General features: G+C 62.9%; 3 protein-coding genes and 1 CRISPR repeat array. All 3 genes read right to left on the reverse strand.

Translation table 11 applies throughout. The annotated features are described in order from the left end of the window. Window positions 1-35: 35 nt before the first annotated feature. Window positions 36-14,536: direct repeats of the CRISPR family, unit length 32 nt; unit sequence GTTTCAATCCACGCGCCCGCACGGGGCGCGAC. Window positions 14,537-14,714: 178 nt separating this feature from the next. From cas2 to cas4, 3 genes are read right to left on the reverse strand one after another with little or no spacing between them, the layout of a single operon-like run. Beyond that, window positions 14,715-15,005 carry a CRISPR-associated endonuclease Cas2 gene (gene cas2, locus EPN96_08720; protein ID TAL16515.1) on the reverse strand — a complete coding sequence of 97 codons (291 nt, stop codon included), beginning with the start codon at window positions 15,003-15,005 and terminating at the stop codon, window positions 14,715-14,717. Window positions 15,006-15,014: 9 nt separating this feature from the next. Further along, window positions 15,015-16,049: a type I-C CRISPR-associated endonuclease Cas1 gene (gene cas1c / locus EPN96_08725; protein ID TAL16516.1), complete on the reverse strand. Its 1,035-nt coding sequence runs from the start codon at window positions 16,047-16,049 to the stop codon at window positions 15,015-15,017. Between the two features lie 2 nt (window positions 16,050-16,051). Then, window positions 16,052-16,681: a CRISPR-associated protein Cas4 gene (cas4, locus tag EPN96_08730; GenBank protein ID TAL16517.1), complete on the reverse strand. Its 630-nt coding sequence runs from the start codon at window positions 16,679-16,681 to the stop codon at window positions 16,052-16,054. Between the last annotated feature and the right edge of the window lie 6 nt (window positions 16,682-16,687).

The raw sequence follows: 16,687 nt of genomic DNA on the forward strand, positions 1-16,687 counted from the left end.
CCCCCGCGGACGTAAGACAAGCCGCTTTTTTTTTGGTTTCAATCCACGCGCCCGCACGGGGCGCGACTCCCTGCAAAGCCCCCTGCAACCCGACGCTGCCGGTTTCAATCCACGCGCCCGCACGGGGCGCGACCCGATATTTTCGCGCCGCCTCGTAGTCCATAACGCGTTTCAATCCACGCGCCCGCACGGGGCGCGACGGCATGGCAAGCCCGACCTTCTCCATGTATACCTGTTTCAATCCACGCGCCCGCACGGGGCGCGACCACGGAGCCGGAACCATCGTCTTGATGAGGTTGAGTTTCAATCCACGCGCCCGCACGGGGCGCGACCTGTTGTTTGATGATTACAGACTACCACTCCGCCGGTTTCAATCCACGCGCCCGCACGGGGCGCGACCCCGAACCCGATATCATAATCCACTGCGACGGCATGTTTCAATCCACGCGCCCGCACGGGGCGCGACACGAGGGGCATTCAGAGAGCGGTTAAACCTGGAGAGTTTCAATCCACGCGCCCGCACGGGGCGCGACTCTTGCAATCTCTTGTAAACAATGTTTCCGTCAAGTTTCAATCCACGCGCCCGCACGGGGCGCGACGCTGACGCCATGCTCAGAGAAAGGGAATCCAATGTTTCAATCCACGCGCCCGCACGGGGCGCGACTAAGGAGGTCAATATTGCATTATCATTATATACACGTTTCAATCCACGCGCCCGCACGGGGCGCGACCCGAACTCTCCCGGCTTGAAGTGGCGGATACCCTCGTTTCAATCCACGCGCCCGCACGGGGCGCGACCCGTGATCCGGGGCAACGTATTTGAAGAGATGAAGTTTCAATCCACGCGCCCGCACGGGGCGCGACAAAACTGAGCCGTGCCTTTGCACGGCGTATCAAGCGTTTCAATCCACGCGCCCGCACGGGGCGCGACCTGTGCCGCGTCACTGATGTTTACTTGAGCGGCGAGTTTCAATCCACGCGCCCGCACGGGGCGCGACGAGGAGATTTTCAAATGATAGGAGACATCCTCAAGTTTCAATCCACGCGCCCGCACGGGGCGCGACGGACCTGCAAGACGCCTATCCCTTCGAGCTTCCACGTTTCAATCCACGCGCCCGCACGGGGCGCGACGGTGGGTGTATGGCCCCACACGGCCTGCCTTTCTGTTTCAATCCACGCGCCCGCACGGGGCGCGACGGGATGGGTTTTCCGGCGGCGTCTTTATCGATGTGTTTCAATCCACGCGCCCGCACGGGGCGCGACCCGTTGGGGTCGGTTCTCTCCTTATCGGTGAAATGTTTCAATCCACGCGCCCGCACGGGGCGCGACTCAATCTGATAGAATCCGCGCCTCCTCCTATCCTCGTTTCAATCCACGCGCCCGCACGGGGCGCGACGAGCCCCGGAGGCCCGCGAAGCTCCAGAGACTCGTTTCAATCCACGCGCCCGCACGGGGCGCGACGTCATATCATCATATTTTACAAGGGCAAAAAAACCGTTTCAATCCACGCGCCCGCACGGGGCGCGACCCCTGCTTTCAGGACTTACAGGCGGCGTGGAGAAAGTTTCAATCCACGCGCCCGCACGGGGCGCGACCTACCAGCCGCCACGCGGGCAAGGTGTCCTGATGCGTTTCAATCCACGCGCCCGCACGGGGCGCGACATATTCTCCGGGTCGAGCGTTCGCGCAACAATCTGTTTCAATCCACGCGCCCGCACGGGGCGCGACTTGGATTTCTACGCGGATTTCTCCATGGGAAAAGGTTTCAATCCACGCGCCCGCACGGGGCGCGACCGCTGACCATTCGGATCTCCGTACCGACGTACGCGTTTCAATCCACGCGCCCGCACGGGGCGCGACAGAAGAGCTTCAAAAGGCGTGGGCGGTTGGAAAGCGTTTCAATCCACGCGCCCGCACGGGGCGCGACAAGGGTATCTTGATGTTGTCTTTCGCCCATTCCAGTTTCAATCCACGCGCCCGCACGGGGCGCGACCACGGCAGCCAGGCAGTGAGCGTCTCGCCCATGCGTTTCAATCCACGCGCCCGCACGGGGCGCGACCAGGCCGAGGATGCGCAGATAGATCTGGACATAAAGTTTCAATCCACGCGCCCGCACGGGGCGCGACTCCGGGCGCAGATACTCGGGATAGTCGATAAATGTTTCAATCCACGCGCCCGCACGGGGCGCGACGCCGGGTACTTCATCCAGGACGCGGCCTAAAGCCTGTTTCAATCCACGCGCCCGCACGGGGCGCGACTTCGAGCCCCTCGAGGTAGGTTATCTGGTTTTCGTGTTTCAATCCACGCGCCCGCACGGGGCGCGACAAGGCCGGTCTCTGCGCAGAGGGCCGCGAGGCTGTTTCAATCCACGCGCCCGCACGGGGCGCGACCCGCGCAGGCCGTCGAGTTCGCCGAGGCGGAAGAGTTTCAATCCACGCGCCCGCACGGGGCGCGACCGCCACTCCCGCGCAGGTCGATGCGAGTTTCGCCGTTTCAATCCACGCGCCCGCACGGGGCGCGACACGCTCAGACAAAAGGGCTGGTGGGGCTGGACCGTTTCAATCCACGCGCCCGCACGGGGCGCGACTCGCGCACATAACCGGCGTCGCGTAGCATGTAGATGTTTCAATCCACGCGCCCGCACGGGGCGCGACCAAGATCAGCCTGACGTAAAGGGGGGACGATGAGTGTTTCAATCCACGCGCCCGCACGGGGCGCGACTACGGTGACGGCGGCGCAGAGCGACCAGTTCGGGTTTCAATCCACGCGCCCGCACGGGGCGCGACGACGCTGGGCGGCGCGGCGCGTGACACCGTTGTCGTTTCAATCCACGCGCCCGCACGGGGCGCGACCCGCCAAAATATCTGGTCTCCATGCTGTAAATGGAGTTTCAATCCACGCGCCCGCACGGGGCGCGACGCGGCACCGAGGTAAGCCCCGCGTGAGAGACGCCCGTTTCAATCCACGCGCCCGCACGGGGCGCGACGCTCGGGGATTCGGATATTTTTGAGGTAGCGCCGTTTCAATCCACGCGCCCGCACGGGGCGCGACGCAACGAGCTCAATCTCCGCACGAACTACTACGCCGTTTCAATCCACGCGCCCGCACGGGGCGCGACCCCGCCATCGGCGAGGCTATTGGCAAGTACGCCGTGTTTCAATCCACGCGCCCGCACGGGGCGCGACCAAATTCGGAGGGCTTGAAGTACTTGATTCCCTGGTTTCAATCCACGCGCCCGCACGGGGCGCGACCTTGCCCCCTGGGGGGCGCTCCCTGCCCATTTTCGGTTTCAATCCACGCGCCCGCACGGGGCGCGACTTCCGTCGTTAAAAACCCGCTTTATTGACTGTTTGTTTCAATCCACGCGCCCGCACGGGGCGCGACAGGGTCTTGAAAACGCCATTTAAAGCCCCTTCCAGTTTCAATCCACGCGCCCGCACGGGGCGCGACGCAATAATTGTCAATATCTTCAAGTATGCGTTTTGTTTCAATCCACGCGCCCGCACGGGGCGCGACCAATCGCGGACACAGGGAAGAAGCGCGTTTTATTGTTTCAATCCACGCGCCCGCACGGGGCGCGACCAGGTTGATGCAATCGGTATAATTGGACCGCTTGTTTCAATCCACGCGCCCGCACGGGGCGCGACTTCTTGTTGTGGGTTGTTTACGACATTGCTTTGTTGTTTCAATCCACGCGCCCGCACGGGGCGCGACCAATCGACATTTACAAAGATGAAGCCGCTTGGCAAGTTTCAATCCACGCGCCCGCACGGGGCGCGACCTTCGTCGCTAATCATTTGTTTTGCAATTAAATGTTTCAATCCACGCGCCCGCACGGGGCGCGACGCGGGCTTCCCGTAGGCAAACATCCTGTAGTAATCGTTTCAATCCACGCGCCCGCACGGGGCGCGACATGGAGCGCGTACAAAGGTATAAGAATTTTTCACGTTTCAATCCACGCGCCCGCACGGGGCGCGACGCTCATTATCGCGGAGGCATTCCACGAACTAGACGTTTCAATCCACGCGCCCGCACGGGGCGCGACCATCGCTGCTGGATACGCCATCAAGGGTGCCGCCGTTTCAATCCACGCGCCCGCACGGGGCGCGACAGAGGATTTTTTCAGCCATGCTCCCGTTTGGCGAGTTTCAATCCACGCGCCCGCACGGGGCGCGACCGCGGCGGCGATCTCCTTGACGAGGCGGATCCGCGTTTCAATCCACGCGCCCGCACGGGGCGCGACGGTTGTGGCGGGTTGACATCCCCACAACACTCTCGTTTCAATCCACGCGCCCGCACGGGGCGCGACTTCTGACGGTTTTGAAACCAAGATCAGCCTGACGTGTTTCAATCCACGCGCCCGCACGGGGCGCGACCGACGATGAATTGACGGCCATTTTCGATAAGCTGTTTCAATCCACGCGCCCGCACGGGGCGCGACTTTGATGCGCTCGCTACCCACGAATAACTCTCCTTGTTTCAATCCACGCGCCCGCACGGGGCGCGACGGAGCACCTTCCCGGCCTTGACCAGCCCTTCGACGTTTCAATCCACGCGCCCGCACGGGGCGCGACACCAGCTTTACGCCATCGAGCCGAAGCTTCGGCGTTTCAATCCACGCGCCCGCACGGGGCGCGACCTGAGGATTTTTGACACGTCGCCGGGGCGCGTGCCGTTTCAATCCACGCGCCCGCACGGGGCGCGACCTGTAGAAGGTGCCCGCGTCGTAGTCCAGGTATTTGTTTCAATCCACGCGCCCGCACGGGGCGCGACACAGGCGGCAATCGAGGGTGTGGACGGCCTTCTCGTTTCAATCCACGCGCCCGCACGGGGCGCGACCAAGATATAGGGAGTTGAGAACATGGCTAAAATGTTTCAATCCACGCGCCCGCACGGGGCGCGACGCCTCGCGCCACGCGATATCCCCGAGCCCGTCAAAGTTTCAATCCACGCGCCCGCACGGGGCGCGACACCAGTTCGGGAACCTGCTTACCCCGGAGAACTTGTTTCAATCCACGCGCCCGCACGGGGCGCGACTTTGTTCCGGTATGGACGGCGGTCTGGTTATAGCCGGTTTCAATCCACGCGCCCGCACGGGGCGCGACAAGGCCCTTTATCGCGGCAAAGGTGGTTGTGTAAGTTTCAATCCACGCGCCCGCACGGGGCGCGACAGCTTCCGTGCTGGCGGTGCCGTCGATTAAAAATCGTTTCAATCCACGCGCCCGCACGGGGCGCGACAGCGATAGAACCGTCGTGAGCTTGAAACCACGCGAGTTTCAATCCACGCGCCCGCACGGGGCGCGACCCTGTTCGAGGAGGGATATATCGACGGCGGAAAGTTTCAATCCACGCGCCCGCACGGGGCGCGACGCTCCGATGTCCTTGCCCGTCGCCCCGGTCGCCTGTTTCAATCCACGCGCCCGCACGGGGCGCGACTGGTTTTTTTTATCCAACTCATAGCGAGTGCTCCTGTTTCAATCCACGCGCCCGCACGGGGCGCGACCTGCGGTCAAAGGGCTCCGTCCCGTGGAATTCGGCGTTTCAATCCACGCGCCCGCACGGGGCGCGACGGGGCGGACGGGGGCCGCTGTATCTGCTGACTATGTTTCAATCCACGCGCCCGCACGGGGCGCGACGCGAGGCCCTCGCCCAGCTGACCAAATCCATCGAGTTTCAATCCACGCGCCCGCACGGGGCGCGACGAGCATGGATACTCCGCGTCGTTGTTCGGGTCGAGTTTCAATCCACGCGCCCGCACGGGGCGCGACCTCCCTGCCGGTTATTCGTGGGCCGTGCCGTATAAGTTTCAATCCACGCGCCCGCACGGGGCGCGACCCCCCCCCGCAAGACAGGGGCGAAAGGGAAAGCGTTTCAATCCACGCGCCCGCACGGGGCGCGACGCAACCCTGTTGGCGGCTCGCTCCGGACTGGCAGTTTCAATCCACGCGCCCGCACGGGGCGCGACGAGGGTTGCCGCGTAGAAAGCCTCCGGACTAAAGGTTTCAATCCACGCGCCCGCACGGGGCGCGACTCTCGGCGTCAGTTCGGAAAACGCCGAGGAGCTGGTTTCAATCCACGCGCCCGCACGGGGCGCGACCGAGGAACTCAAGGTGGCGAAAGGGGCAATGCCTTGTTTCAATCCACGCGCCCGCACGGGGCGCGACCCTCGCCCGGCACAGCCGCCGGGCTTTTTCTCGTTGTTTCAATCCACGCGCCCGCACGGGGCGCGACGCAAGTGGCCTGCAACTAAAGTCCATACGGATATGTTTCAATCCACGCGCCCGCACGGGGCGCGACGTACTCTTCTGGACACGGCAGTAGACGGGGCCTTGTTTCAATCCACGCGCCCGCACGGGGCGCGACAGACCGGCGACCTGAAATTCGCCGAAGATAATATGTTTCAATCCACGCGCCCGCACGGGGCGCGACGAGGAACTCAAGATGGCGAAAGGGGCAATGCCTTGTTTCAATCCACGCGCCCGCACGGGGCGCGACTATTTTTGTCCCTATGTCGTTTTTTTTACTGCGTAGTTTCAATCCACGCGCCCGCACGGGGCGCGACGCCCCGGATTCGCTACCGCTGAAACATCCTGCAACGTTTCAATCCACGCGCCCGCACGGGGCGCGACAAGCATGGACAAAGGCGCGTGATACCGTTGTTCAGTTTCAATCCACGCGCCCGCACGGGGCGCGACGTCGATTTCACGCTTGCCGGAACCGTCGTGGTTCCGTTTCAATCCACGCGCCCGCACGGTGCGCGACCGGGCCAAAATCGACCAGAAATGCGAGCCCGGAAAGTTTCAATCCACGCGCCCGCACGGGGCGCGACGCGAAATCCATGACGCCCTGCCGTGGCCGGTGAGGTTTCAATCCACGCGCCCGCACGGGGCGCGACGGTGCGCGACGTGCGCGACCAGTGCGAGGAGGCAGTTTCAATCCACGCGCCCGCACGGGGCGCGACAGATCACCGCATCGGCGGTCGAGCAATATCAGTTGTTTCAATCCACGCGCCCGCACGGGGCGCGACGTGCGGGTGCGGCCTGAAAATCACGGGTACGGAGTTTCAATCCACGCGCCCGCACGGGGCGCGACGCTTTGCCGCTCATAGCCACCCCAGCCACACCAGTTTCAATCCACGCGCCCGCACGGGGCGCGACTTCACCGGGCCTGCCAGACCTGCGAGGTGCGAAAATGTTTCAATCCACGCGCCCGCACGGGGCGCGACGCGCAGGCAGAGAGGCTATGTTTTGCCGTCTCCTGTTTCAATCCACGCGCCCGCACGGGGCGCGACCCTCGCGGGGCTGCGGGGGGGGGGTATCTTCCCCGTTTCAATCCACGCGCCCGCACGGGGCGCGACCTGAAGCGCGCCCTCAAATACCTCAAGAAGGCCGTTTCAATCCACGCGCCCGCACGGGGCGCGACGCGCTCTTAGAGCGAAAGAAACACAGAAAAAAGAGTTTCAATCCACGCGCCCGCACGGGGCGCGACCTCTCGTATGGCTCTATCGACGCCGATGGTGACGGTTTCAATCCACGCGCCCGCACGGGGCGCGACAAAACCTCTTCTGGGGCATATCGTGGGGAAACGTGTTTCAATCCACGCGCCCGCACGGGGCGCGACCCCTTCGCCTGGCGAAGGTTGTCGGTGACTCAATGGTTTCAATCCACGCGCCCGCACGGGGCGCGACAAAGGCCCTTTATCGCGGCAAAGGTGGTTGTGTACGTTTCAATCCACGCGCCCGCACGGGGCGCGACCAAAGTCCTTGGCCATTTCAGCGGTCGCACCACGGTTTCAATCCACGCGCCCGCACGGGGCGCGACGCAAGCACCTCGACCGCCCCTATGAGGACAGCGAGTTTCAATCCACGCGCCCGCACGGGGCGCGACGCCCCGGATTCGCCGATAAAATTGCGGATGAGGGTTTCAATCCACGCGCCCGCACGGGGCGCGACAGGGAGGGGCCGAAAGGCCCCTCTTAAAAGGAGATGTTTCAATCCACGCGCCCGCACGGGGCGCGACGAGGAGGGCAAAGCCTATTGGAGCGCCGAATACTCGTTTCAATCCACGCGCCCGCACGGGGCGCGACGATAGTCTCCGCCGCCGCCCGCGCAGGAATAGCCAGTTTCAATCCACGCGCCCGCACGGGGCGCGACAGGCGGTGTGCGACACGCGCCACGGTGAGATGGGCGTTTCAATCCACGCGCCCGCACGGGGCGCGACACGCCAAAGTCTCTCTTTTCGTCAAGGCGTGCCTGTTTCAATCCACGCGCCCGCACGGGGCGCGACGTCGGAGAAAACCGCGTCGGCCGCATCTCCTCCCCGTTTCAATCCACGCGCCCGCACGGGGCGCGACCACCTCGATATGGGCCACCCCCAGCCCATCATCTGGTTTCAATCCACGCGCCCGCACGGGGCGCGACCGCGGCCTCCGCCCTCTCCACGGTATCCCCGCCGGTTTCAATCCACGCGCCCGCACGGGGCGCGACCCCATCGGGGATGGAGAATCGTAGAAAAACTGATTGTTTCAATCCACGCGCCCGCACGGGGCGCGACGTTTTCCCCTGTTCGGTTTTAAGGGCTTGTAGGAGGTTTCAATCCACGCGCCCGCACGGGGCGCGACCCCCGAGCGCGTAAGCGACGGCCAGACAGGAGATAGTTTCAATCCACGCGCCCGCACGGGGCGCGACCTACGGGCTTTACTCTGGCGATACGCGCCGAGCTGGTTTCAATCCACGCGCCCGCACGGGGCGCGACGCGCCCCCCTGGGCGCTTCGCGTCGGCAAGTTCCAGTTTCAATCCACGCGCCCGCACGGGGCGCGACCCGTGGTGGGATAGCCACATGCCGCCCAACGGCTGGTTTCAATCCACGCGCCCGCACGGGGCGCGACCAACTACCAGACCGAGCCCTATTTCGTCACCGACGTTTCAATCCACGCGCCCGCACGGGGCGCGACCTGTCTGAGGGGCCGCGATAGATCACAGCCGAGAAGTTTCAATCCACGCGCCCGCACGGGGCGCGACGTCTGCTCTCAACGTATCGCGCTCAAGAGAAAAGTTTCAATCCACGCGCCCGCACGGGGCGCGACCGAGCCCGCCTCGCTGCGCGACGCGGCGTATCTGGCGTTTCAATCCACGCGCCCGCACGGGGCGCGACGAACCCAGACGCCCTCGGCGTCAACATTGACGATGTTTCAATCCACGCGCCCGCACGGGGCGCGACATCTCGCCGCTCTCCGCCAGACGCGGGATGAGCTGTTTCAATCCACGCGCCCGCACGGGGCGCGACCTATCTTGTAAATCCCTTCCTTTGAGCGGCGGAGTTTCAATCCACGCGCCCGCACGGGGCGCGACGCCGTTGCGTCCGCACCTCATCGGGAATCGACTGTTTCAATCCACGCGCCCGCACGGGGCGCGACCTTTTACCTATGCGCGCAGTGTGGCGCCGTATGGTTTCAATCCACGCGCCCGCACGGGGCGCGACGCGATGACTATCCCGGCGGTGAAGGTGGAGCCTTGTTTCAATCCACGCGCCCGCACGGGGCGCGACCCGTTTTGTTCGGCAAGTATCGGCACCTGAAAGCCGTTTCAATCCACGCGCCCGCACGGGGCGCGACCACCGGGCCTGCCAGACCTGCGAGGTGCGAAAATGTTTCAATCCACGCGCCCGCACGGGGCGCGACTGAAGCCGCTGATTGATTACAGCGCTGTTCCATCAGTTTCAATCCACGCGCCCGCACGGGGCGCGACAGGTGCAAGCCTTTCACGATCATCATCCAGCAGCGCGTTTCAATCCACGCGCCCGCACGGGGCGCGACCTCCATTACCATTTCCTTCTCCATATCCAATACCGGTTTCAATCCACGCGCCCGCACGGGGCGCGACCCCGGACGATCTCTACAGGGAGGCAATGACAAAATGTTTCAATCCACGCGCCCGCACGGGGCGCGACCGGGCTCCCGGCTTATCGAAATGTGCCACTGGATTGTTTCAATCCACGCGCCCGCACGGGGCGCGACCGGGGACCAAATACGGGTATGCGGGAGCGAACGAGTTTCAATCCACGCGCCCGCACGGGGCGCGACTTGACATTTTAAAAGCCCCGATAGCCCAATTTATCGTTTCAATCCACGCGCCCGCACGGGGCGCGACGGGCGGCTCTCCGACACTCCCGGCGAGGTCGCCGAGTTTCAATCCACGCGCCCGCACGGGGCGCGACCTATAAGGCTAGAAGGGTATATCTTCGTTGGGGTCGTTTCAATCCACGCGCCCGCACGGGGCGCGACCTTTCATAACCTTTGGGGCAGTCGCTCGGAATGCGTTTCAATCCACGCGCCCGCACGGGGCGCGACTGCACCCTTAATTTGTTCCGGTATTGGATATGGAGTTTCAATCCACGCGCCCGCACGGGGCGCGACGAGGCAACGGCCTCTAATTTTGCCTTGATGATTGTTTCAATCCACGCGCCCGCACGGGGCGCGACTTATGGGCCGAGGCGAGGCAGTAGCCGAACTCTTGTTTCAATCCACGCGCCCGCACGGGGCGCGACGCCATAGGGTATAGCGGTGACGCCGGTTTAAACCGTTTCAATCCACGCGCCCGCACGGGGCGCGACCTTTCATAACCTTTGGGGCAGTCGCTCGGAATGCGTTTCAATCCACGCGCCCGCACGGGGCGCGACGATGAGTTCAATCGCTCTTGGCACGTCACGACGGTTTCAATCCACGCGCCCGCACGGGGCGCGACGTGGTGGCATGACCTCCAACGTAATCATCATGCGCGTTTCAATCCACGCGCCCGCACGGGGCGCGACCAGGATGATTCTGGTTTGCGTCTTGTGAGGAACGAGTTTCAATCCACGCGCCCGCACGGGGCGCGACCTTGACATTTTAAAAGCCCCGATAGCCCAATTTATCGTTTCAATCCACGCGCCCGCACGGGGCGCGACCGATGAAAACCATCAGGCCGCGCTCAAGGGTTATGTTTCAATCCACGCGCCCGCACGGGGCGCGACATGATACCGACCTTGTAATTGGAGGCGCGTTAAACGTTTCAATCCACGCGCCCGCACGGGGCGCGACGACAAACAGAGACTCGTTGCAGGGCAGAGCTACCGTTTCAATCCACGCGCCCGCACGGGGCGCGACGCGGGCTGAACGCCACAACGCCCTTGAGGAGCCGTTTCAATCCACGCGCCCGCACGGGGCGCGACGGAGTTTCGCGGGGTTGAGGTTGTGGCGAATTATGTTTCAATCCACGCGCCCGCACGGGGCGCGACCGTCAAGGGGTACGAGGTCGAACAGACCTCTAAGTTTCAATCCACGCGCCCGCACGGGGCGCGACGACAAACAGAGACTCGTTGCAGGGCAGAGCTACCGTTTCAATCCACGCGCCCGCACGGGGCGCGACACTGCGGTATCGAGGAAGTGGAGTGTTTACAGGGTTTCAATCCACGCGCCCGCACGGGGCGCGACCGCGAGGCCGCAATGCGTGCCGGGGTCTATGGCTGTTTCAATCCACGCGCCCGCACGGGGCGCGACCAAATACAAGGTCCCGCGCATCGCCTTCGTCAACAAGTTTCAATCCACGCGCCCGCACGGGGCGCGACCTTGCCGTCTTCGTCGATATCTCCCGCGAGCGCGGTTTCAATCCACGCGCCCGCACGGGGCGCGACTCCCCCGGCCTCGTCTTTCGCGCTCCTGAAAGTGTTTCAATCCACGCGCCCGCACGGGGCGCGACCCGGAGCCTGGAATTGTGGGCTCCTGTCGGAACTCGTTTCAATCCACGCGCCCGCACGGGGCGCGACGAGTCGGCGCAATAGACGGCGGAAGAAACTGGGCGTTTCAATCCACGCGCCCGCACGGGGCGCGACTAGTGGATGGTGTTAAGGTCGCCGTAATCGGACTCGTTTCAATCCACGCGCCCGCACGGGGCGCGACGGAGGGTAATCAAACCCCATGGGCTCTGTTAGCTGTTTCAATCCACGCGCCCGCACGGGGCGCGACTATTACCGCTTGCAGGCATGGGCCTATCTTTCGTGGTTTCAATCCACGCGCCCGCACGGGGCGCGACGAGAAAAAACCAAGGCATTCCCTTTTGAATAGGAGTTTCAATCCACGCGCCCGCACGGGGCGCGACTCCGGAACTATGCCCTCCGGCCGGTCATCGCGGTGTTTCAATCCACGCGCCCGCACGGGGCGCGACGAACCACTCTTTGTGCATGATCAGCCGAGCCACCAGTTTCAATCCACGCGCCCGCACGGGGCGCGACCGACCGCAGTAGGCATAAGCGAAAAGGACTACATGTTTCAATCCACGCGCCCGCACGGGGCGCGACATCCCGGCGACGGCATCATCGTCGCCAAAACCCTCGTTTCAATCCACGCGCCCGCACGGGGCGCGACCGTCGTGGCCCCGTAATCGCAACTCTTTAAGAGGAGTTTCAATCCACGCGCCCGCACGGGGCGCGACCGTCAGAATCGCGGCGCGTACAAGCGCGGCGACTGGTTTCAATCCACGCGCCCGCACGGGGCGCGACTCTATCAGGCCTCCTACCCCGCCCCCGCCTCGTCGTTTCAATCCACGCGCCCGCACGGGGCGCGACGCGTCCGCACCGTCGATATCTACGACCCCGAATCGTTTCAATCCACGCGCCCGCACGGGGCGCGACATCCGCGCCGCTCTCGGAGGGGGCTAAGCCATGGCGTTTCAATCCACGCGCCCGCACGGGGCGCGACGGACGTGTACCGGTGTATACGGCACCGCTGGACCCGTTTCAATCCACGCGCCCGCACGGGGCGCGACGCCCTTCGGGCTTGGGGTTTGGTTTGGAAGGGTTGTTTCAATCCACGCGCCCGCACGGGGCGCGACATCGATGGGGCTCCCGTCAGCTTCGACCGATGAAAGTTTCAATCCACGCGCCCGCACGGGGCGCGACGTAATTTACCATACAGGCTTACAGCGCCAAGCTCTGTTTCAATCCACGCGCCCGCACGGGGCGCGACAAGGCCCTTTATCGCGGCAAAGGTGGTTGTGTACGTTTCAATCCACGCGCCCGCACGGGGCGCGACTCGGCGTCGGTGTCCTTCGTCGAAACCCCTACCTCGTTTCAATCCACGCGCCCGCACGGGGCGCGACCTCGAATCTCGGACACCCGCACCTAGCCAAACCCGCGTTTCAATCCACGCGCCCGCACGGGGCGCGACCTGGCGTGGCTACCACCACGGCTTACCGGGATGTAGTTTCAATCCACGCGCCCGCACGGGGCGCGACCTCTCTCCGGGTACGATAGACGGCCCCGGAGTCTTGTTTCAATCCACGCGCCCGCACGGGGCGCGACCGTGGATAAATAGCGACGAAGTACTCAATTCAGCCGTTTCAATCCACGCGCCCGCACGGGGCGCGACTCCGCCACCGGCCGGAAGAGCGAAAGGGAGAAACAGTTTCAATCCACGCGCCCGCACGGGGCGCGACCCCGTGTAAATAAAAATCCCATCGCCCGCAAAGAGTTTCAATCCACGCGCCCGCACGGGGCGCGACGAGGCGGTCCGTAACGGTTGCCTGGGCGTTGTTGCAGTTTCAATCCACGCGCCCGCACGGGGCGCGACAGGGCCTTGTTGGCGGTGTCGGCGAGGATGTAGGGTTTCAATCCACGCGCCCGCACGGGGCGCGACTCCACGGGCGCGGCCTCCACGTCGTGGGAAACCTTGTTTCAATCCACGCGCCCGCACGGGGCGCGACATTTACAGCGGCCTCTATGTCTGGAGCGAAAGATGTTTCAATCCACGCGCCCGCACGGGGCGCGACCTGCGGGGGGGGGGTATCTTCCCCGAACTCAAAGACGTTTCAATCCACGCGCCCGCACGGGGCGCGACAAGCCGGATGGGCGGCTCTGGCGGCGGTTTTCTTGTTTCAATCCACGCGCCCGCACGGGGCGCGACGATAGCCTCGCCCGGAGTCGTGATCGTCTACCTCGTTTCAATCCACGCGCCCGCACGGGGCGCGACTGTGGCCGTCAATCAGGCAGATGTCGAGCGGGCCGTTTCAATCCACGCGCCCGCACGGGGCGCGACGGCGGATATTTTTTAGGAGGAAGACGGCGGCATGTTTCAATCCACGCGCCCGCACGGGGCGCGACATGTAGCCGTCTTCGAGCGTCGGCGTGCAGGAAACGTTTCAATCCACGCGCCCGCACGGGGCGCGACGTAGGTCTTTATATTTTTGCTTGGCTTGTTCCGCGTTTCAATCCACGCGCCCGCACGGGGCGCGACGCGTCACCCTCCTCGCTGGCTCTCGCTCCCTTCCTTGTTTCAATCCACGCGCCCGCACGGGGCGCGACGCTGCTCAGGCCATCGGAGACACCGTCTATCTCAAGTTTCAATCCACGCGCCCGCACGGGGCGCGACTCTGTCTGACAACACGGCCAGCAGCATTCAGAATGTTTCAATCCACGCGCCCGCACGGGGCGCGACGTCCGGTCTGCGCGGTGACGAGGTTGTTCTTCTTCACGTTTCAATCCACGCGCCCGCACGGGGCGCGACAGTTACTTCCTATCCTACTGATTTTTATGACTTTTTATGACGTTTTTCGCGAACCGGCCCTCCTTTTGCCGATTCTCCCAATATTGTCGTGGTGCTAAATTGTTAACTAACCGATATTACAAGCTTTTACGCTTGCGCGAAACTACCGGGTTTTTCATGTCCGCTTTAGGTTCGCGATTCAGAATAATAGCGGCCCTTCCTGATCGAAGGGCGCTTTCGCTCCTGTGTGTTCAACCCGTTTTCGCCAGTTCGCTCCGAGGTAGTAGAAGCGCAAACTGTCTTTTGCGGGATCGATGCGGTCTAGCAGACTCGCTTTCAACGAGGTCCATTGTGCGGGGTCGATGAGACATTCAAAGACCGAGAACTGGACTCTCTGGCCGTAGTTTTTGCACAGTTTGGCTACATGTCGCAACCTTTTGGGGCCGCCGGGGTCGCTTGTCGATACGTCATAGCTTATTACCACCATCATTTTTGTGCCTCACTTGTAGATGAAGGGCGGATAGGCGTCGAGATCGCCCCGGAGGTAACGCGCAAGCAGCAGCGCCTGAACTCTGCAAAGGCTTCCCAGAGTTACCGTTTCTTGCAGGTAAGGGTGAAGGATTTCCTGCGTTTTCTTCTGTTGCCAGGATATCAGGAGTTTTTTTCGCGCATCGTCGTTTAGAATAACGGCTCCGCTTTCAAGTATCTTGAAATCGTCAGCGGCTATTTCCTGACGGTTTATCAGCGTCAGGGCTACTCGATCAGCCAATACCGGCCTTAGCTCTTCCATCAAATCCAGTGCAAGACTCGGCCTTCCGGGCCTGTCTCTGTGCAGGTAGCCTACGGCGGGGTCGAGACCTACCGTTTCCAGCGCGCTTCTGGCGTCGTGCGCAAGCAGCGAGTACAAAAACGAGAGCAGGCAATTTATCCTGTCAAGCGGCGGTCTTCTGCTTCTCTGATGAAAGGTGAAGGCTTCACCGCCCACCGTTATCATCTGCGAAAAGGCGTCAAAGTAGGCGGCTGCGGCTTCTCCTTCCACTCCGCGCAGGGCATCGAGCGCGCTTTCATTTTGATTCACTCTTTGCAGGCAGTCTTTGAGCCTCAGTGCGGCGCACCTCAAAATCGCATCCCGCTCGCCCTCGCCGTGGTCACGGCAGGCCCTTTGCAGTACAGTGCGCGAGTTGGCTATCTTGCCAAGCAAAAACCCTGTCGCCAGCCTTGCGCTTTCTTGCAGATCGTCTGCGCGCCTGTATTGCTCTCTTCTTAAAAGGACATTGCCTGATACGGGGCCGACAAGCCTTGCCAGAAATTTGCCGTGTTCCGTGAGGAAGGTGAGGGAAACTCCGTTTTCAGCCAAATGCCCCAGGAGAAAAGGGCTTACCCCGATCTGGCCGAAACAGACGACGCCTTCAAGCCCGTGTATGGGTATCTTCCCTTTTTCTACGCTATCGACGCGCACACAAACGCATTCGCCTTCTTTGTGAAGGTAGCTGCCCTGCGTGGTGACGTAGATGGTGTTCCCGTGCTTTTTCATGGCTATTCCTCGCGTAGCATGCGGGAGATGTAATCGCGAACTCGCGTTCTTTTCGCGCCAAGATCGGGCAGACAGGTTTCGTTAAGAGAGCAGTTGGCGCAATGGGCGGCCTTTACGGGCGCAGGGGTTTTGCCGCTTTTCAGCAGTTCGTGGACGCCAAGGGCTGTCTCGATGGTGCGTTCGCGCAGTTTTTCGGTCAGCGGCACGATTTTCCTGCGCTTTTTCTCCCCGTAGTACAAGGCTCCTTCGCCAATGGACTTGCCCGTCATCTCTTCAAGGCAAAGGGCCTGAGCGCAAAGTTGTACCTCATCCGCCCCGTCGGGTCGGGGACGCCCGCGTTTGTACTCCACCGGGTAAGGCCGCCAGCCACCCTCCTCGCGCAGATACTCGACAACGTCGGCCTTTCCCGAAAGACCGAGCGCGAGACTTCGCAAAAGCAGACCCGTAGCTTTTTTCACGTTACCGCGAGTCTCGGCCTTCCCGCTGTCGGCCCTTTTGTGCATCAACTGCCCCTCGGCGGTGAGCCTGTTCTCCTCCCAGAGCTGCTCAAGGTGGATAAGGGCGCACTGCCGGGGACAGAAAATGTAATGCTGGAGGGCGGAAAGCTGGACGAGGTCGTCTTCGGAGTACATGGCGTT

The sequence above is a fragment of the bacterium genome (assembly GCA_004322275.1).
GTDB lineage: Bacteria > Desulfobacterota > Deferrisomatia > Deferrisomatales > BM512 > SCTA01.

Bases quoted from the DNA above. Each gene is read 5' to 3' on its own strand.
- cas2 (TAL16515.1), bottom strand. From the start codon at position 15,005: ATGATGGTGGTAATAAGCTATGACGTATCGACAAGCGACCCCGGCGGC.
- cas1c (TAL16516.1), bottom strand. From the start codon at position 16,049: ATGAAAAAGCACGGGAACACCATCTACGTCACCACGCAGGGCAGCTAC.
- cas4 (TAL16517.1), bottom strand. From the start codon at position 16,681: ATGTACTCCGAAGACGACCTCGTCCAGCTTTCCGCCCTCCAGCATTAC.